Origin of the sequence: Faecalibacterium tardum (assembly GCF_040096515.1) — a bacterium.
GTDB lineage: Bacteria > Bacillota > Clostridia > Oscillospirales > Ruminococcaceae > Faecalibacterium > Faecalibacterium tardum.
The window spans coordinates 14,762-34,577 of the sequence record NZ_JBBMEO010000009.1; the positions used below are offsets into that span (position 1 = coordinate 14,762).

General features: G+C 58.3%; 15 protein-coding genes. 8 read left to right on the forward strand and 7 right to left on the reverse strand.

The genetic code is table 11. From position 1 onward, the window contains the following. Positions 1–66: 66 nt before the first annotated feature. From WMO44_RS07605 to rplM, 7 genes are all read right to left on the reverse strand, one after another. On the reverse strand, positions 67–2,646 hold the full coding sequence (locus WMO44_RS07605) for a hybrid sensor histidine kinase/response regulator (RefSeq protein ID WP_349152218.1): 2,580 nt from the start codon (positions 2,644–2,646) through the stop codon (positions 67–69). Further along, positions 2,636–3,463 (reverse strand): substrate-binding periplasmic protein, encoded by an 828-nt coding sequence (locus WMO44_RS07610; RefSeq protein WP_349152219.1) that lies wholly within the window; start codon positions 3,461–3,463, stop codon positions 2,636–2,638. Before WMO44_RS07610 ends, WMO44_RS07605 begins: the two co-directional genes overlap by 11 nt. A gap of 17 nt (positions 3,464–3,480) precedes the next feature. Then, positions 3,481–5,586, reverse strand: coding sequence for a diguanylate cyclase (locus tag WMO44_RS07615; protein ID WP_349152220.1), 2,106 nt, complete (start codon positions 5,584–5,586; stop codon positions 3,481–3,483). A gap of 348 nt (positions 5,587–5,934) precedes the next feature. Further along, complete coding sequence (locus WMO44_RS07620) at positions 5,935–6,837, reverse strand: DegV family protein (RefSeq protein ID WP_249240750.1); 903 nt, start codon at positions 6,835–6,837, stop codon at positions 5,935–5,937. A 48-nt stretch (positions 6,838–6,885) separates the two neighbouring features. After that, a complete protein-coding gene (locus WMO44_RS07625; RefSeq protein WP_349152221.1) occupies positions 6,886–8,178 on the reverse strand; it encodes an adenylosuccinate synthase in 1,293 nt (430 codons plus the stop codon). A 648-nt stretch (positions 8,179–8,826) separates the two neighbouring features. Beyond that, positions 8,827–9,225 carry a 30S ribosomal protein S9 gene (rpsI, locus tag WMO44_RS07630; RefSeq protein WP_005929995.1) on the reverse strand — a complete coding sequence of 133 codons (399 nt, stop codon included), beginning with the start codon at positions 9,223–9,225 and terminating at the stop codon, positions 8,827–8,829. Positions 9,226–9,242: 17 nt separating this feature from the next. Further along, the gene (gene rplM, locus WMO44_RS07635) at positions 9,243–9,671 is read right to left on the reverse strand and encodes a 50S ribosomal protein L13 (RefSeq protein WP_055185524.1); all 429 of its coding nucleotides are present in this window, start codon (positions 9,669–9,671) and stop codon (positions 9,243–9,245) included. A 311-nt stretch (positions 9,672–9,982) separates the two neighbouring features. Between rplM and WMO44_RS07640 the strand changes: the two genes are divergently transcribed. From WMO44_RS07640 to WMO44_RS07675, 8 genes are all read left to right on the forward strand, one after another. Next, complete coding sequence (locus WMO44_RS07640; RefSeq protein ID WP_349152222.1) at positions 9,983–10,552, forward strand: hypothetical protein; 570 nt, start codon at positions 9,983–9,985, stop codon at positions 10,550–10,552. Then, positions 10,549–11,349 carry a tRNA 2-thiocytidine biosynthesis TtcA family protein gene (locus WMO44_RS07645; RefSeq protein WP_005921098.1) on the forward strand — a complete coding sequence of 267 codons (801 nt, stop codon included), beginning with the start codon at positions 10,549–10,551 and terminating at the stop codon, positions 11,347–11,349. The genes WMO44_RS07640 and WMO44_RS07645 overlap by 4 nt, the downstream gene beginning before the upstream one ends. After that, the gene (gene alr, locus WMO44_RS07650) at positions 11,330–12,532 is read left to right on the forward strand and encodes an alanine racemase (RefSeq protein WP_097783053.1); all 1,203 of its coding nucleotides are present in this window, start codon (positions 11,330–11,332) and stop codon (positions 12,530–12,532) included. The genes WMO44_RS07645 and alr overlap by 20 nt, the downstream gene beginning before the upstream one ends. Before the next feature lie 19 nt (positions 12,533–12,551). Beyond that, positions 12,552–14,363 carry a translation elongation factor 4 gene (gene lepA, locus WMO44_RS07655; RefSeq protein ID WP_349152223.1) on the forward strand — a complete coding sequence of 604 codons (1,812 nt, stop codon included), beginning with the start codon at positions 12,552–12,554 and terminating at the stop codon, positions 14,361–14,363. A 330-nt stretch (positions 14,364–14,693) separates the two neighbouring features. Next, positions 14,694–15,521, forward strand: coding sequence for a metallophosphoesterase (locus WMO44_RS07660; RefSeq protein ID WP_349152224.1), 828 nt, complete (start codon positions 14,694–14,696; stop codon positions 15,519–15,521). 46 nt (positions 15,522–15,567) lie between these two features. Continuing rightward, positions 15,568–16,866 (forward strand): hypothetical protein, encoded by a 1,299-nt coding sequence (locus WMO44_RS07665; protein ID WP_349152225.1) that lies wholly within the window; start codon positions 15,568–15,570, stop codon positions 16,864–16,866. Further along, complete coding sequence (locus tag WMO44_RS07670; RefSeq protein WP_349152226.1) at positions 16,863–18,692, forward strand: diguanylate cyclase domain-containing protein; 1,830 nt, start codon at positions 16,863–16,865, stop codon at positions 18,690–18,692. Before WMO44_RS07665 ends, WMO44_RS07670 begins: the two co-directional genes overlap by 4 nt. Positions 18,693–18,710: 18 nt before the next feature. Next, positions 18,711–19,805 (forward strand): glycosyltransferase family 2 protein, encoded by a 1,095-nt coding sequence (locus tag WMO44_RS07675; RefSeq protein ID WP_349152227.1) that lies wholly within the window; start codon positions 18,711–18,713, stop codon positions 19,803–19,805. The last annotated feature ends 11 nt before the right edge of the window (positions 19,806–19,816 follow it).

Here is a 19,816-nt window from a genome sequence, read left to right on the forward strand (position 1 = left end):
CCGGCAAAAACAAAAAAGCTCCCCCGAGGGGGAGCTGGCATCGCGTAGCGATGCGTGAGCGGGTTCTTATTTCAGCGCTTCTTTCAGCACCTTCAGCAGGTGCGGGATATCCAGCGGCTTTGCGATATGGCCGTTCATGCCCGCATTCAGGGCGTTTTGCCTGTCCTCCTCAAAGGCGTTGGCGGTCATGGCAAAAATGGGGATGCCCGCCTTGCGGGGGTCAGGCAGGGCGCGGATACGCCGGGTAGCTTCGTAGCCGTCCATCCGAGGCATCTGGATGTCCATCAGGATCAGGTCGTACCGCCCGGGCGCGGACTGCTCCATCTTTTCCACCGCTTCAACGCCGTCCTCGGCGGTATCCACAAGGAAGCCTGCTTCCTTTAAGATCTCTATGGCGATTTCCCGGTTCAGGGCGTTATCCTCCACCAGCAGCAGGCGCTTACCGCTGAAGTCCACCTTGGGCTGCTGGGCAGGCGTCTGCGCCGACTGCACCCGGAAGGGCTCTGCCAGCACCTTGCGCAGCTCCGAGAGGAACAGCGGCTTTTCGCAGAAGGCGGTCACACCGGCGGCGCGCGCCTCCTCCTCAATATCTGCCCAGTCGTAGGCGGTCAGGATGATGATGGGGCAGCTGTCCCCGATGACCTTGCGGATCTGCCGCACGATCTCGATGCCGTTCATATCCGGGATGAGCCAGTCGATGATATACACACTGAAGGCATCGCCCTGCTCCACGGCGTACTTGGTGCGGATGACCGCCTCCTTGCCGGAGATGGTCCACTCCGGGCGCATGCCGATCTTGGAAAGCATGGTGCTGACGCTCAGACAGGTGTTGGTGTCGTCGTCCGCCACCAGTGCCCGCAGCCCTTCCAGCTGGGGCAGCTGTTTGATCTCCGCCTTCTGCCCGCTGAGGGGGAAGCAGAGGTTCACGATAAACTCGCTGCCCTTGCCCGGCTCGCTTTCAAGGGCGATGGTGCCGCCCATCAGGTCTACGATATTCTTGGTGATGGAGAGACCCAGACCCGTACCCTGAATGCCGCTGACGGTGGAGCTTTCTTCCCGGGTGAACTCCTCAAAGATGTGCTTCTGAAACTCCTTGTTGATGCCGATGCCGTTATCCTTGATGCGGAACTCGTAATTGCCGCAGCCCTTGGGCGCACCGGGCTTCTGGGCGATGCGGATGCTCACCATGCCGCCGGTGGGGGTGAACTTGATAGCATTGGAAAGGATGTTCAGCAGCACCTGATTCAGCCGCAGCGGGTCGGTGATGATATCCTCGTCCACCACGTCCATGGTGTCGATGAACAGCGCCAGACGCTTGGAACTGATGTTGGGCTGGATGATGGAGCGCACATCGTGCACGAGATCCGGCAGATGCACCGCCTTTTCTTCGATCTTTACTTTGCCGCTCTCAATGCGGCTCATATCCAACACATCGTTGATGAGGGAGAGCAGGTGCTGGCTGGAAGTGGAGATCTTTTTCAGATAATCCAGCACCTGCTCCTTATTCTCAATATGGGTCGCCGCCAGCGAGGTGAAACCGATAATGGCATTCATCGGGGTGCGGATGTCGTGGCTCATGTTGAACAAAAACTCCCGCTTGGCGCGGTTTGCCGCTGCCTCGTGCCGGACGGCAAGCTCCAGCTTGCGGTTCTGTTCCTCCAGCTGAGCGTGGTACTTCTGCTCCTGCTCTTTCCGCTGCTGCTCCGCAGCCGCCATTGAGCGGCGGCGCAGCGTTTGCAGCACCGCCACGCAGATCAGATAGAAGATCAGTGCTGTCAGCAGTGCGCTGCTGGAATTGCGGAACACCGATTTTTCGTCGATATAGAGATACAGGTCAAAATTCTGTCCGTTGCTGTACATCCCGAAATAACAGCCGGAATTTGCCCAGTCGCGGGTGTGGGTCAAGGTATCGGGCGCACCGGCCTTGCGGATGCCCTGCACCAGCGGGCTGTTCGTGGTGTACAGTCCGATGAGGCTCGGGTCGTTTGCAGCGATCACCTTGTTGTCCTGCACGATAAAGATGGTGCCGCTGATGTTCTTCGGGTAGCCGTCCAGCACGCTTTGGATGGACAGGGCTGCGCCCTCCACAAACTCCGGCGGGGTCACCCGGTAAGCCAGCAGCACGGCGTCCCCTGCTGCGGCGCGGCGGGTGGCAACATCCACCGCCGTGCCATCCTGTAACAGAATGCGCTTGAGGTAGGTCTTTTGCGGGTTTTGCAGCACGTTCAGCGCGGCTTGCTCCCGCAGAGATTCCGCAAACTGCGCATAGCTAATATTACCATTCGTATATTCGCACAGTGATTCTCCATTTTCGTCCAGTACGGCAATGCCGGTAAGCCAGAGGGACTCCGTTTCTGCCCGGAGGCTTTCGGGGTCGTAGAGGTCCAAGGCGTCATTTTCCGCCAGCTGCCGCACCGACACTGCCATCCGGCGCAGCGACTTTGCGGTGATGGTGTCATTGTATTTTTCGTAGCTGGTGGACTGCACCTTTACAAAGTTGATGGTGCGGTCAAAGTATTCCTCGGTAGCGCGTATGGACTCCCGCCCGGAGAAGAGGGTGACTGCCAGCAAAAGCAGCACGCCCATCAGCAGATAGAGCGCCGCCACCCGCATACCGGGCGTGAACGTTTTCTTGTTACGGTTCAAGGGCGTCCACCTCCAGATACTTTTCCGGGTCTGGCAGATACTTGCCTACGATCTGCTTCAGCGTGCCGTCGGCGCGCATGGCAGCAAGGGTCTCGGCCAGCTTTTCGTCCAGCCCGCGGGTGTCGTTCAGCGCAAAGGCTACGCCGATGCCGGTGACCAGCAGCGGCTCTTCCAGAATGCGGAAGTTGGCATTGCAGTCCTGCATATACTGCAAAATGGCGGTCTCGTGGGCGGCAATGGCATCCACATAGCCGCAGTTCAGCATGGCGTACTGTATGCTGCGATCCTCGGTGCTCAGCAGTTCACCAAACTGCGGGATGCGGGGGTCGGTGCCGGCGAGGAAGATCTCTTCCGGCTTGGTGGTGCTTTGCACCATCATGGTCTTGCCCGCAAGGTCGGCAAGCGTTTCAATGCTGCTGTCCGCATTGACCGCCACCACCTGACGGCTGACCATATAGGGGCCTACCCAGCGGTACAGCTGCTCCCGCCCATCCATGGAAAAGCAGCCCCAGATGCAGTCGATGGCACCGCTTTCCACCAGCTTGGTTTTCTGCTCCCAGTCAATGATCTCCAGCCGCACCGCATACCCCATGCGGGCAAAGGCCTCGGTGGCAATGTCCACATCAATGCCGGTGGGCGTGCTGTCATTATTCATGTAGACAAACGGCGGGTAGTTATCGCTGCCCACCGTAAGCTCGGGCAGCGCTGCCGCCGCCTGCGTTTTGCCGCAAGCGGTCAGCCCGGCTGCCGCTGCCGCCGCGCATGCCTTTAAAAAGGTACGGCGGGGTATTTTATGGTTGGATCGCTGTTTTGTCACGCGTAGATGTCCTCACATTACCATTGTAAAATTTCCTGTTTCAGTTCCCCCTGCACGTCCAGCAGGCACTGGATCAGCAGCGGGTTGAAGGCTCCGCACTCGCCGTCTGTGATCATCTGCACGGCGGTCTCGTGCGGGAAGGCCTTTTTGTAGCACCGCTCGCTGGTCAGCGCGTCATACACATCTGCCATGGAGACCAGCTGCGCGCTGATGGGGATATCGTCGCCCTTCAGCCCGTCCGGGTAGCCCTTGCCGTCCCAGCGCTCGTGGTGCCAGCGGGCGATCTCGTAGGCGGTTTGCAAAAGCGGCTGCTCGGCAAAGTTTTCGGTCTTGTGCAGCATCTCTGCGCCCAGCATACTGTGGGTCTTGATCACCGCAAATTCTTCTGCGGTCAGCTTGCCGGGCTTGTTCAGGATGGCTTCGTCAATGCCGATCTTGCCGATATCGTGCAGCGCCGACGCCAGCGGGATGTTATCCTGCTGCTCGGGGGTCAGTTCATAGCGGCTGGTCAGCTCCATCAGCCGGTGCAGCAGCGTCTCGGTGATAATGCGGATGTGCCGTACATGAGAGCCGGACTCGCCGTTGCGGAACTCCACGATCTGGCTCAGCACGCCCACCAGCACATCGGTGTTCTTTTCCCGTGCGCGGATCTGGTCGGACACCATCTGCACCAGCCGCCGCTGCTTGGCGTACAGCTTGATGGTGTTGGACACCCGGCGGTAGACGATCTTGGCATCAAAGGGGCGGTTCACATAGTCACTGGCGCCCAGCTCATACGCTTTGCGGATGGCTTCCTCCGAGTCGTCGCTGGAGATCATGATCACTGGCACATCCTCGATGGTATGGTTGGTATTCATGGTGCGCAGCACCTCAAAGCCATCCATGACCGGCATGTTGATATCCAGCAGCACCAGCGAGATCTGCCCTGCTTCTGTCTGCAGCAGCTCCAGACACCGTTTGCCGTTCTCGGCTTCCAGAATGCGGTAGTCCTCGCCCAGAATGCTGGTCAGCATCATGCGGTTCATCATGGAATCGTCCACCAGCAGGATGACGGGCTTTTCCTCCAAGACTTGCTCCTGAGCCGCCAACCGGCTGTCCTGTGTGTCCACCGCTACCGCGTCCTTGTGGTTCTTGGCCTGATACATCAAAAGGTCTGCCCGGCGCACCACGTTCTCCATGGGGTCGGCAAGGGTCTGCATCGCGCCGCCGATGCTCAGCGAAAGCCGGAAGTGAGGGTAGCCCGGCACCACCGCCTTTTGCACTGCGGCGCGGATCTGCTCCAGCTTTGTCCTGAGGTAATCCGCCGGGATGCCGGGCAGCACCAGCAAAAACTCATCGCCGCCGTAGCGGATCAGCAGATCTGTTTCCCGGATGCAGCCGCGGACAGCCTTTGCAACGGTTTCCAGCGCCAGATCTCCGGCGTGGTGGCCGTAGGTATCGTTGCAGATCTTGAAATCGTCGATATCCATCAGAGCAATGCACGACGGGCCGATGTTATTGCGCACCACTTCCTCGTAATAGCGGCGGTTGTAGGTGCCGGTCAGGGCGTCACGGTTCAGTCGCTGCCGGTAGTGCTTTTCTTTTTCCATATTCCGGGCGGCGGTCTGGGCAAACTGCGCTTTTTGCTTCTCCATCTGCTGCATCATCCGCAGCAGGTTATGGTTGGCGCTTTCCAGCGCTTCCCGCTGGGTACGGTTCTGCTGTTCCAGCTTTTCCCGCAGTTCCATATAGGGGGTAATATCCGTGACGGTGGCCACGATGTAGCCATCACCGTGCCATACGATTCTATTGGCGGCGCTGGAGACCCAGCGGTAGCCGTTTTTGCCCAACAGCCGGAAGATGCTGTCGCCCTCCTGTGCGTAGGCCCCACTGTTTTCCGCGTTCCGGTAGCGCAGCCCGGCCGCCAGATCATCCGGGTGCAGTAGCGCTGTATAGCGGTTATTGAACTTTGCCGCAAATTCTTCCCGCTCCCAGCCCAGTATCTCCAGAAAACGGTCGCTGATATAAACAAAAGGATAGCCGTTTTCAGGATCCTCTGCGCAGCAGTGAAAATCGCCCGGCACATTCTGTGCATAGCGTTCCAGCCGCAGAAGCTCTGCTTTTATTGTCTCGCCTGTTTCCATTTTGTTTTCCCCGTCTCTTTCTCCTCGCACCTTGGCAGCACATGGTACACTCTATTGCCACAATGTCAAACTTTACCTTCCTGTGCGCCCCGCTTTTGGGCGTACTATAACAGTATGATTTTATCATCAAAACTGCATAGATGCAAGCATTTTTTGCCAATTTTGCCAACAGAACGGCAAGTAAGGCACATTAGAAAAAGTTATAAGGGCAGCGGGCTCCCCCCTGCCTGAAAAAGCAGTTCTTACTGTATCCGATTCGTTACAGTTTCAGCCTGCAACAAAAAAAGAGATAGACCTTCCCTTCCGAGAAAGTCTATCTCATTTTTATCCGTTTTCTTCTGTTTTCTATCAGCCCTGCTTTTTCCAGCGGCGCATAACGCCCATGCCCAAGGCATAGGGGCCGGTGTGCACCGCGATGGTGCAGCCGATCTGCAAAAGCCCTACCTCACACTGTGCGCCGGGGTACTTGGCGCGCAGGGCGGCACGGGTCTGCATCCACAGACGCTTACCCTCGTCGGCATCGTAGCCGTAGCCCACCGTAATGCGGTAGTCGTCCGGGGTGCCGCCGTGGGCATCCAGATAGTTCATCAGCTGTTCCAGCGCCTTTTCAAAGCTCTTCTGTCGGCCGCGGGCTACGCCGCCGGAGAAGATCTCGCCGTCCTTGAACAGGATCATGGGCTTCAGTCCCAGCATATTGGCGGCGCGACCGGTCACCTTGCCGATGCGCCCGCCCTTGATGAGGTAATCCAGATCACCCACGGTGAAGAAGATCTGGTTGGTGGATTTTTCGGCTTCCAGCCAAGTCACAGTCTCGTCCAAGGTGCAGCCTGCGTCCCGCATGGCTACGGCATTTTCCACCATGGTGGATTCGGTCACGGTGGCGGCGGCAGAGTCGATGACCTCGATGCGGGCATCGGGGTAGTCCTCCAGCACCAGATCCCGGGCGTTGCGGGCGCTGCCCACGCAGCCGCTCATCTTGCCGGTGAACACCAGACACAATACCGCCCGACCCGCCTCGGCGTGTGCGCGGAAAGCCTTTTCGAAGTCCTCAATGGAGGCCAGACTGGTCTTGGGGTAGGCCGCCGGATTATCTACCATGAACTGATAGAAGTCCCGCACGGGGATCTCCAGCCCTTCCTTGCGGTAATGCTCGCCGTCCAGCGATACATAAAAGGGCACGACCTCGATGCCAAGCTGCTTGGCGGTGTCCAGCGTCAGGTCGCAGGCGCTGTCGGTAATGATATCAAACATCTGTGACGCTTCCTTTTCTGAAACTCGGGGGCTGCTTTTTGCGGCAGCTCAGCCGCGGTGGATGTAAGCCTCGCGCTCTGCGCCCACCGAGATATAGGTGATCTTGCAGCCCACAGCCTTTTCCAGATACTCCACATAATCGCGGGCCTGCTGGGGCAGGTCCTCCCACTTGCGGGCTGCGGTGATATCGCAGTGCCAGCCGGGCAGATACTCCACCACAGGCTGTGCGGTATCCAGCGCCTCACCCATGGGGAAGCGGGTGGTAGTGGTGCCGTCGGTCAGCTTGTAGGCGGTGACCATGGGGATCTTTTCCATGTAGTCCAGCACGTCCAGCAGGGTCAGAGCGACCTCGTCGCAGCCCTGGCAGAACACGCCGTAGCGGCTTGCCACCAGGTCGATGGGGCCCACGCGGCGGGGACGTCCGGTAGCTGCGCCGTACTCGTGGCCAGCCTCACGCAGGGCGTGCTTCTCTTCCTCGGTCATGGCCAGCTCGGCGGCAAAGGGGCCGTCGCCCACGCAGGAGGAGTAGGCCTTCATGACGCCAATGGAGTTGTGCAGCTTGTGGCCGGGGATGCCGGCGCCGATGGGTGCATAAGCACCGATGACGTTGGAGGAGGTGGTGTAGGGGTAGATGCCAAAGTCGATATCGCGCAGGGCGCCCAGCTGTGCCTCAAACAGCACCTTCTTGCCGGCGGCATCGGCATCGGCCAGATACTGACCCACATCGCAGATATAGTCCTTGAAGATGGCGGCATACTTTTCGAGCCATGCCCACATCTCGTCCACGCTGATGGGGGAAGCGTTGTAGCTGCCCTCCATGACCAGATTCTTGGAATCCACCATGGTGACCAGACGCTTCTTCACAGCGTCGTCCAGATGCAGCAGGTCGCCCATGCGCAGGGTCTTTTTCATGTACTTGTCGCCGTAAGCGTAAGCGATGCCGCGCTTGGTGGAGCCGAACTGTGCGCCGGTCTTGGACAGGCGAGCCTCCTCCAGACCATCCTGCTCCACATGGTAGGGCATGGTGATGGTTGCGCGGTCGGAGATCTTCAGGTTTTCCGGGGTGATCTTAATGCCCTGCTCGCGCAGCTTATTGATCTCGCCGTCCAGATGATGCGGGTCGATGACCATGCCGTTGCCCATAACGCACACGACGTTGGGGCGCAGGATGCCGGAGGGCAGCAGGTTCAGCACGAACTTGCCGCGCTCGTTTTTAACGGTATGGCCTGCGTTGTTGCCGCCCTGATACCGTGCAACGATGTCGTACTCCTGGCTGATCAGGTCGACCATGCGGCCCTTGCCCTCATCGCCCCAGTTGATACCCGTAATTGCAGTAAGCATAATAAATGACCTCTTTATCCTTTTTTCAAAAGACAGCCTTTTCCGTGCACCTTGCCCGGGATACGCTACCTTGGGTAAAACGCACCGGTTTGCTGCCCTTGCGGCACGCACCAATGCAATTATAGTATAGCACAGTCTGCCGCGCAAAAAAAGGGGGAACGCACCTTTTTGCGGCGGATTCCCCCCTTAAAACAAAAACGGCTCTGCCGAAGCAGAGCCGTAAAGTTGCATCTGAAATATAATCAGCGCTTGCTGAACTGGGGTGCATCGCTGGCAGGGCTGCGCCCTGCACGCGATGCTTGAGCAAAGATTTTGAGCGCCTCCGGCTCGCCCCTTGCGGGGCAACCGCCGGAGATGCGCAGTCGTGCTCCCCAGTTCTCCGGGAATGGAGCAACAAAAAACGGCTCTGCCGAAGCAGAGCCGTAAAAGTGCATACTGAGATAAATCAGCGCTTGCTGAACTGGGGTGCATCGCTGGCAGGGCTGCGCCCTGCACGCGATGCTTGAGCAAAGATTTTGAGCGCCTCCGGCTCGCCCCTTGCGGGGCAACCGCCGGAGATGCGCAGTCGTGCTCCCCAGTTCTCCGGGAATGGAGCAACAAAAAACGGCTCTGCCGAAGCAGAGCCGTAAAAGTGCATACTGAGATAAATCAGCGCTTGGAGAACTGGGGTGCACGACGTGCAGCCTTCAGACCGTACTTCTTACGCTCCTTCATACGAGGATCGCGGGTCAGGAAGCCAGCCTTCTTCAGCACAGAACGATTCTCGTCGCTCTGCTGCAGCAGGGCGCGGCTCAGGCCGTGACGGATAGCGCCAGCCTGACCGGAAACACCGCCGCCGGAAACGCGGACGACGACGTCGTACTTGCCCTCCAGGCCCAGCAGGACCAGCGGAGAACGGACGATCAGCTTCAGGGTCTCCAGACCGAAGTAGTTGTCGATATCACGATCGTTGATGGTGATCTTACCGGTGCCGGTGTAAACGCGAACGCGGGCAACGGAATCCTTACGACGACCAGTGCCGTAGAAATAAGGTTTGGTTTCGTACATATTCGATTGCCTCCTTCTTAGAACTCGATCTTCTCGGGCTTCTGAGCAGCGTGAGCGTGCTCGGCACCCTGGTAGCAGTGCAGGCGGGTCAGAGCCTTAGCACCGATGGTGTTGGAAGGGATCATGCCCTTGATAGCGTAGGTCATAGCCAGATCGCTGTTCTCAGCCATCAGCTTGCTGTACTGGACCTTCTTCAGGCCGCCGATGTACTTGCTGTGGGTGATGTGGAACTTCTGCTCGGCCTTCTTGCCGGTCAGAACAGCCTTGTCGCAGTTGATGACAACCACGAAATCGCCGCAGTCCACGTTGGGGGTGTAATCGACCTTCTGCTTGCCGCGCAGCAGAACAGCGGCCTCAGCAGCGACGTGGCCCAGGCTCTTGCCGGTAGCGTCGAGCAGGTACCACTTACGCTCGACTTCAGCGGGCTTTACGAGAGTAGTGCTCATATCTATTTCCTCCTGATAAGCTTTTGTACGTTTCAGGCGTCCTTTTGGGGCGCGAGTGTCAGTATACAACACAAAAACGCGCCTGTCAACATGATTTTTGGATTTTTTCAGTGGAAATTTTTGAAACTCTCAAAATCGCTTGTTTTCTCTCAAATCCTCTTGTTTTCTGAATTTCGATTTTTGCAAAAGTTTTTTGCCCGCGCCGCCATATTTTTGCCATTTGCCCGCTACAAATCCCGCTGCAGTTGTGGTATACTATAAAGGATATGGGCGGTGCACCGCCGCCTTGCCAACACAAGGAGAATACTTCCATGCCAAATGAGATCGACCGCACTTCTTCGGCGCAGCGCCGCAGCTCCAAGCTGCTGACAGCGATGGCCATTTTCATCTGTCTGGGCATCGCAGCCTACATGGTACTCACCCTGCTGGTGAACCGGCAGACCCCCGCGACGCCTGACACCCACTATACCGGCACGAACGGCATCTCTGTCTACTACGACAGCAGCGTGTGGAGCGTGTGCCGCATGACCGAGGATTCCACCCTTGGCACCGTGCTGGAGCTGGCTACTGCCGACACGGCAGACAGCGAGGATTATCAGGCCGTTTTGTTACAGCGGGGCACCGCCGACAGCTACGAAAACTTCATTGAGGATTCGGAAGCTGACCTTAAACAAGCTTACGGCGTCATCAAACCCCGCAAGGTCAACCTGACCGTGGAGGGTGCAGCCGTAGAGGCGGTGCGCTGCGATATCCGCACCTACTACGCCGTGCTGGCTACCATCACCTACGACAGCGGCGATGTGGTCTATGTCTCGGCGCTGACAAAGCTTGCCTCCATCAGCGATGTGGTCAATCTGGTAGAAAGCGTGAGCCTATCATGAGTGATCTTCGTGCAATGCAGCGGCTTTGCGGTTTAATGCGCAAAGCTGTACAGGACTATGAAATGATTGCCCCCGGCGACCGGGTGATGGTGGGCGTTTCCGGCGGCAAGGACAGCGTGGCGCTGACCATTGGCCTTTCCATGCTGCGCAAGTACATCGGCTTTGACTACGAGGTGGTGGCGGTCACACTGGACCCGCAGTTTGACCATCAGCCCATGGACTACTCGGCGCTGGCAGAGCTGTTCCGGCAGCACGGCATCCCCTACGAGGTGCGCCGCACCGAGATCGGCCCTGTGGTGTTCGAGTACCGCAAGGAAAAGAACCCCTGCGCCCTGTGTGCCAAACTGCGGCGGGGCGCGCTGCACACCGCCGCGCAGGAGCTGGGCTGCAACAAGGTGGCGCTGGGGCATCATCTGGACGATGCCGTGGAGACCTTTTATATGAACCTCTGGCGGGAGGGACGCATCGGCTGCTTCTCGCCGGTGACCTACCTCTCCCAGCGGGATCTCACCCTCATCCGTCCCATGCTGCTGGCAACCGAGTACGAGGTGCAGTGCGCCGTGCGGGAGGCGGGCTTGCCCATCGTGAAGAGCCGCTGTCCCGCCGACGGCGTTACCGTGCGGGAACAGACCAAAGAATTTGTGCAGGAGCGCTGCCGCACCGACCACGCCTTCCGCCAAAAGACCCTCCATGCCTTGCAGGAGAGCGGCATTGACGGCTGGCGTCCCGTCCACACGGGCCGGGGCAGCTTTATCGTACCAAAAAAGGAAACAGATCATGCAGAAACAACCGTTTGAAAAACACGTCTGGGCCGAGATCGACCTCGAGGCCCTTCGGTATAATTTCCGGGAGGTAAAGGCCCGGGCAGGGGCACTGCCCCTGTGCGCAGTGGTCAAGGCGGACAGCTACGGCCACGGCGCGGTACAGTGCGCCCGGGTGTTCGCCGAGGAGGGCGCCGCATGGCTGGCGGTCAGCTGCCTGACCGAAGCTGTGCAGCTGCGCAAGGCGGGGCAGACTTTGCCCATCCTCATTCTGGGGCATGTACAGCCCGCCTACGCCGCCGCCCTGATCCAGAACGACATCACTGTGGCCTGCTACTCCCTTGCGCAGGCACGTGCCCTGAGCGAAGCTGCCGTGGCGGCAGGCGGCAGGGTGCATATCCACCTCAAGGCCGACACCGGCATGGGGCGCATCGGCTTTGCCCTGCGCACCGATTTTGACGCTGCCATCCGGGAGATGCTGGAAGCCTGTGCGCTGCCCGGGCTGGAAATGACCGGCCTGTTCCAGCATTTTTCCGTGGCCGATGACACCGCCCCGGAGAATGTGGCCTATACTGCCGAGCAGCACGCACTGTTCGTGAAAGCCTTCCACGCACTGAAGGCCGCCGGGCGGGAGCCTGCCCTTGTACACTGCGATAACTCTGCCGGGGTCATGCTGCACCCGGACTGGCCGGAGGGCTTGCCCCGGGAGCGCTGCATGGCGCGCCCCGGCATCATCCTGTACGGCTACGACCCCAGCGACGAGGTACGCTTTGGGCGCTTCAAGCCGGTGATGACCCTCAAGACCGTGGTGAGCATGATCAAGGAGATGCAGCCCGGCCAGTGCGCCAGCTATGGCCGCCGCTTTACCGCCGAAAAGCCCACTAAGGTAGCCACCCTTTGCACCGGCTATGCCGACGGCTACCCCCGGCTTTTGAGCTGCGGCAAGGGCGTGGTGGAGATCCACGGCAAGGCCTGTCCGGTACTGGGGCGGGTGTGCATGGATCAGATGATGGTGGACGTGACCGATGTACCGGAAGTGCGCGAGGACGATGAAGCCATCCTGTGGGGCGGCACCGTGAGCGACACCGCAGAGACCATTGCCCGCAAGACCGATACCATTCCCTATGAAGTGCTGTGCGGCGTTTCCCGCCGCGTGCCCCGCGTCTACCGCGACCACGGACAGATCGTGGCCGTGGAGGACTGGATCTTAGAAGCATAAAGCTGCCCGGAGGAACTACATGGCAAGAGACAACATCCGCAACTTCTGCATCATTGCACATATCGACCACGGCAAATCCACCCTGTCCGACCGCATTCTGGAACTGACCAAGAGCGTGGACGAGCGCACCATGGAGGATCAGATCCTTGACAACATGGATATCGAGCGCGAGCGCGGCATTACCATCAAGGCGCGTGCCGTGACCATGAACTATACTGCAAAGGACGGCAAGACCTACGAGTTCAACCTGATCGACACCCCGGGTCATGTGGACTTTGCCTACGAGGTCAGCCGCAGTCTGGCCGCCTGCGAGGGCGCGATCCTGGTGGTAGACGCTACACAGGGCGTGGAGGCGCAGACGCTGGCAAATACCTATATGGCACTGGAGCACGATCTGGAACTGGTGCCCATCCTGAACAAGATCGACCTGCCCAGCGCTCACCCGGACGAGGTGGCGCAGGAGGTGGAGGACGTGATCGGCCTGCCCTGCATGGACGCGCCCCGCGTCTCCGCCAAGACCGGCCTGAACGTCGATCAGGTGCTGGAGCGTGTGGTCAGCGATATCCCCGCCCCCACCGGCGACCCTGACGCACCCTTAAAGGCGCTGATCTTCGACAGCATCTATGACAGCTACAAGGGCGTCATCGTTTACATCCGCGTATTCGAGGGCACGGTAAAGCCCGGCGACACCATCCGCATGATGGCTACCGGCGCAGAGTTCACGCTGGTGGAGGTAGGTCACATGGGTGCCACCTCCCTGACCCCCTGTGCCCAGCTGCAGGCCGGTGAGGTAGGCTACCTGACCGCCAGCATCAAGACGGTGCAGGACACCCGCGTGGGCGATACCGTCACGCTGGCAGAGCGCCCCACCGCAGAAGCGCTGCCCGGCTACCGTCAGGTCAAGCCCATGGTGTTCTGCGGCATCTACCCTGCCGATGGTGCCAAGTACCCCGACCTGAAGGACGCACTGGAAAAATTGCAGCTGAACGATGCCTCCCTGACCTTTGAGCTGGAGACCAGTGCCGCACTGGGCTTCGGCTTCCGCTGCGGCTTCTTGGGTCTGCTGCACATGGAGATCATCACCGAGCGCTTGGAGCGGGAGTTCGATCTGGATATCATCACCACCACCCCCAGCGTGCGCTACCGTCTGACCCTGACCGACGGCACAGTGGAAATGATCGACAACCCTTCCAACTACCCGGACCCCAGCAATATCGTCAAACAGGAAGAGCCCTTTGTGGATGTGCATCTGTACACTCCCAACGACTATGTGGGCGGCCTGATGGATCTGTGCCAGAGCAAGCGCGGCGTGCTGATCGACATGAAGTATCTGGACGATGTGCGGGTGGACCTGCACTACGCGCTGCCGCTGGGCGAGATCGTGTACGACTTCTTTGACGCCATCAAGAGCCGCAGCCGGGGCTACGCCAGCTACGACTACGAGTTCAAGGAGTACCGCGAGAGCGATCTGGTCAAGCTGGACTTTTTGCTCAACGGCGACCCCGTGGACGCTTTGTCCATGATCGTGTTCCGGGACAACGCCTACGCCAAGGGACGCCGCATCTGCGAAAAGCTGCGGGACAACATCCCGCGCAACCTGTTCGAGATCCCGGTACAGGCAGCCATCGGCGGCAAGATCATTGCCCGCGAGACGGTCAAGGCCATGCGCAAGGACGTGCTGGCCAAGTGCTACGGCGGCGATATCTCCCGTAAAAAGAAGCTGCTGGAAAAGCAGAAGGAAGGCAAAAAGAAGATGCGTCAGCTGGGCAGCGTTTCCCTGCCCAGCGAGGCCTTTACCGCCGTGCTCAAGCTGGACAGCGACGACGATTGATCTGCAAATATACAAAAGGGATGCTGCGTGCGCGGCATCCCTTTTTTGATGGGAGTTCCCAAATGTGAAATCCGCTCACGACAGAGATGCACTCTTTGCTTTTCACTATAAATATGTTATAATTTCTTTATATATCAATTCTTGTATTCGTTTTTAGAGAGATGAGCTGCGGCCTTGTGCTGTGCACGTCTCCATGCAACGTTCCCCCACAGAAAGGATGTGGCCTTTATCAAAGCAAAGCACGGAAAAGGCGCAGTGCAAAATAGCAGACACACACACAGCGGCGGCGCACAGAGGACAGCATCTCTCTGGAAGCAGGTACTGCTGACCTTGCTGGTTCTTGTTGCCTTGCTCGCTCTGATCGGCGGGGCACTGTGGCAGAATATCTGCTATAACCGTACCCACTATACCGCAGAGTTTTATCAGATCCATTCCCGCAAGCTGACCCAGAGCTGCCGGGTCGTTTTTCTCACCGATGTACATCTGCGGGAGTACGGGCAGGATAATTGCGATCTGGTGCAGGATATCCGCAGCCTTGCCCCGGATCTGATTTTGCTGGGCGGCGACCTTGTGACCTACGGCGAAGGTTCCAGCTATGATAATATGCTTTCCCTGTGCAGTCAGCTGAGCGAGATCGCGCCGGTGTGCGGCGTGATGGGCAACCACGAGGACGAGCTGTATTTTCTGAACGGCGATCAGGCTCTGGTGGAAAAGTTCACCGCCGCCGGGGTGACCATCCTGCGCAATGAGGAGGCGCGCTATACCGTCCACGACAATATCATCAGCATTCTGGGCGTGGAGGGCAGCCCGAAGGACTTTTATAACTACGGTGCCAGTACCTTTATGGACGCCGCAGAGCAGCAGACGGACTACGACCTGCGCATCTGTCTGGCGCATGTGCCCACCTACTTTACCGAGCATCTGGAAAATTATTCCTTTGAGCTGGGTCTTGCCGGGCACACCCACGGCGGCATCGTGCGGCTGCCAAAGATCGGCCCGCTTTACAGTGCCGAGGAGGGCTTTTTCCCCGACTATGCCGGGGGCAGCTATGGGCTTGCCAACAACGCCACCCTCATTGTAAGCCGGGGACTGGGCGATTCCAGCTGGGCGCCCCGCATCAACAATGTGCCGGAGCTTTCGGTCATTGACATCGACTAAGCAGTCTGCACCGCGCGTGCAGGCCGCTGCAAAAGGGTAGAATGCCATGGATGACATCAAAGAAAAGATCAAACAGGCGCTGCGCCATATCTGGACAAATAAATACCGCCTGTTTCTCTGCCTGCTGACCTTGTGCTGTCTGTTCGGGCTGGTTCACTATTTCAAAAGTGCGGACAGCGCCACCGCCAGCATCTCCTTCAATTACTCTGAGGCCGCGCTGGGCATGAACCCCAACAAGACCCGCTTCAACGCCTATGAGATCGTTTCGGACGAGGTGATGAAACGCGCCATCCGGCGGGTGGGCTTGCAGGACAGCCTGACTGCCTCCCAGCTGGCCCAGTGCCTTTATCTCAGCCCGGAAGGCACCGGCAGCGCCAACGGCAGCGAATATATCAGCACCAACTACTATCTTTCCATCAACGCCCGCAAGCTGGAGCTTGGCAGCCGCAAGGCCACGGATCTTTTGCAGAGCGTGTGCGAATCCTACCGGGAGATCTTTCAGAGCAACTACTGCGACAACCAGAGCCTGCTGAAGGAAAAGCTGGAAGTGACCTCTGCGTGTGAGCCTTATCTGCGGCTGAACGAGTTGGAGGTGCGCGCTGAGGGGCTGAACCGCTACCTGAACGCTCGTCTGCAGGAGAACAAAAGCTTTACGGACGAGGCAAACCCCGACTCTGCTACCAACAACTTTACCACGCTGGGTAAAAAGATCAACAATCTGGTGGATTACGATTTACCCAATGCCATGGCCTTTGTCATTGAGGGCGGCGTTGCCCGCGACCCGTCCATGCTGACCAGCATTCTGGAATACAAGAACAAGATCGACGATCTTGCCATGCGCACCCAGCAGGCTTATTATGACGCCGATAAAAAGGGCATTTCCATCTACGAAAAGTCCATGACCTCCATCATGATGATCCCCACCGTGGATGAGGACAGCGAATACTATATGTCCCGCACCAAGACCGCCATGGACGCGCTGGCGCGGGCGGCAGATGCTTCTCTGTCCGATGCCACCGATTACCAGTCCGAGATCGTGAGCACGAACTATGTGATCCAGAAGATCCGGGAGCTGGACGCCGGGCAGCCGCGCTTGGCCGAGGCACAGGCCATGGTAAACAAGCTGGAAGCTGCCATCAACGAGATCTCGGAGCAGCTGTTCGTGCTGGACAAAGCCTACGTCAAGTATAAATCCCAGAACTATATCACATTTGCCTACGGTTCATCCTCCTTTATCCAGCGGCTGAGCCTGAAAAAGACCCTGATGGAGTCTGTTGCCGTGATGCTGGGCGGCGCATGGCTGCTCCACGAACGGAAACGCAGAAAGGTAAGGCACCACAAATGAAAAAGTTTGAGATCCTGCGCTATCTGAAGCGTTTCAGCATCCTGATCTTTCTGGTCGCGCTGGCAGGTGCAGCCGCCATCTACCTGTATGCAGACGGGCGGCAGATGTACACAGCCTCTGTCATCATCCGCTATACCAACGACGGCATCTCGGACGGCTACACCCCGGACGGCAGCGAGCTGGATGTCAACGAGATCTATTCCTCCACGGTCATTTCGCAAGCCATGGATGCGCTGGGCGCTTCCGGGCGGCTGAGCACCATCCGTTCCAACATTTCGGTGACACCGGTGATTTCAGAGGATCAGCAGACCATCAATGATGCCTTACTGGATAAGGGCGAAGAGGTGACCTACTTCCCAGACACCTACAAGGTGAGCCTCGTGGTAGACGGAGCGCTAGGCGCGGGCTATGCCCGCAATATGCTGGATGCTATCATCCAGAGCTACTGCACCTATTATACGGAAAAATATGTGGAGCAGAAGCTCTCGCTCAACCCTTCGTCCGGTCTGCTGGACAACGGCTACGACTACTACGAGTGCATCCGCATTCTGGAAAACGATACCACCGAGATGCAGAACTACCTGCTGAGCAAGCGGGAACATTACCCAGACTTCCGCTCCTCCCGCACCGGCTACACCTATGCAGATCTGTGCGATATCTATTCCGATTTCAAAAAATACACCATCCCGGCGCTGTACGCCTATGTGCTCAACGGCCCGCAGGTGCGGGACGGCACGGTGCTGCAGGAATATCTGGCCAACTGCATTGAGACTGCAAAGCAGGACGAGCAGATCACCACCGAACAGCGGGACAGCCTGTGGAGCCTGACCGACCAGTATGTGTACAAGAACGCCGACCTGCTGAAAAACTACTTTACCGACCAGGGCGAGGTGGTGTCCGCAGAATACATCCTGAACAACATCGAGCTGGAGGGCGCGGGCGATAAGGCACAGACCACCTATGACGGTCTGGTGCTGAAGCTGGTGTCGCTGGAACAGCAGGTGGCTGCCAGCCAGATCGACCGGCAGTTTCAGGAGGAGATCCTGCAAAGCTTCCGCAACGTGGATTTTGGCGGTACAGACGAACAGCATACTGCAATGGAAAGCATGATCAACGACTACGAGGCGCAGCTGAAAAGCTACTACGAGATCATCAATACCAGCAGCAAGGAGCTGAACCTGTACATCAGCGCGGATTATCTAAAGATGATCAGCTCGGTGCAGGTGGCTGCCGCCATCAATGTCAAGCTGTACCTGATGCTGGCGCTGGTGCTGTTCTTTGTGATCGGCTGCTGCGGTGCCGTTCTGCTGGGACGTCTCTCGGATGTGGTGGATTATCTGTTGTATGTGGACAAAAAGACCGGCCTGCCCAACCGCGAAAAGCTCAATGTGTACATCACCGGCATGGCCGGCCGCATCCTGCCGGAGGACTACACCTGCTTTGCCTTGCAGCTGGACAATCTGACCGAGATGAGCCGCCGCTTCGGCTACACCGTGGGCGACGGCATCCTGAAGGATTTTTCCGGTCTGGTGCAGCTGATGGGCGACACCGACGGCACGGTGGGCTACAACGGCGCGGGCAAGTTCCTTGCCTTCTTTGATGAATGCAGCAGCCGGAAGGCAGAAGTCATGATCCGCATCCTGCAAAGTCAGGTGGACGAGTACAACAAGCTGAACCCGGAGTACCCCATCCTGTTCACCGCTGCATGGGCCACTTCCTCGGAGGAGGAGCTCTACCATGTGCGCGACCTTGTGCGCTGCGCACAGAAAAAAATGGCCCTGACCGCAGAGGAGGGCGGCGCTATCCTTGGAATTTCTGAAACCTGAAAAAGCCGGAGAACGTAGATGAAACAATTGCTGAAAAAGCTGACCCATGGGAAACGGCACACCGGCGCAGCTCCGTCTGCGCTGGCGTTTCCCGATGCAGCTGCCGCAGAGAACTACCTGAAAGCTCTTGCACCGATCTCCACAGGGACTATACAGGCCGACAACCGTATAACCCCGCAGTACGACCTGCACATTATTGTACCGTGCTACAATGTTGCGCGCACCATTGTTCGCTGTGTGGACTCGATCCTTTCACAAAAGACCGGCTATACATTTTTTGTGTCACTGGTCAACGATGGCTCTACCGATAAAACACCGGAGCTGCTGGAGCGATACCGCGCTGACCCCCGGGTAGAGATCCTTACACAATCTAACCGCGGGCTTTCCGGGGCACGAAACCGCGCACTGGAGCATATCCGGGGAAAGTACATCCTGTTTGTGGACTCAGACGACACGCTGCGCAAAGGTGCCGTAGAGGCGCTGCTGTCCAAAGCGGTGGAAACGAACGCCGACATTGTGCAGGGCGGCTTTGTCAACATTACCGGGCACGGCCTTGTCTTTGGCCGGACGGGCTACCGGGAGGGATCTGCTGCCGAAACCGGGCAGACCCCCTATGGCATGGCATGGGGCAAGGTGATCCGCAGCAGCATTTTCGCCCATCTGAAATTCCCGGAGGGCTACTGGTTCGAGGATACGATCTTTGCCTTCTGCATCGGCCCTTTCCGGCCTGCCCATTACCTGATTCCGGCGTATGTCTATAACTATACCCGGAACCCGCTGGGCATCACACTGCGCTCCCGCAAAAAGGCAAAGGCAGTGGATACCGTATGGATCATGCGGTATCTGATGGCGGATCTGGCACAGAAAAAAGAAGTGCACTCTGCGCAGGTGCAGCAGCTTTTGTTACAGCACATCGCGCTGGCATGGTACCGGCTCTCCCGTTTGGACGAAACCGTCCAGCAGGCGGCATTTCTGGTGATGCAGCAGATGTATGCTGCGTACTACGCCCCACAGGATATCTGCGTGCAGGACAGCCGTCTGCTGGCACTGCATCAGGCACTGGCGGCGAAAAACTATGGACAGTATCTTGCTGCCGCAGAAAACCTGACATAAGGGCTGCAAAC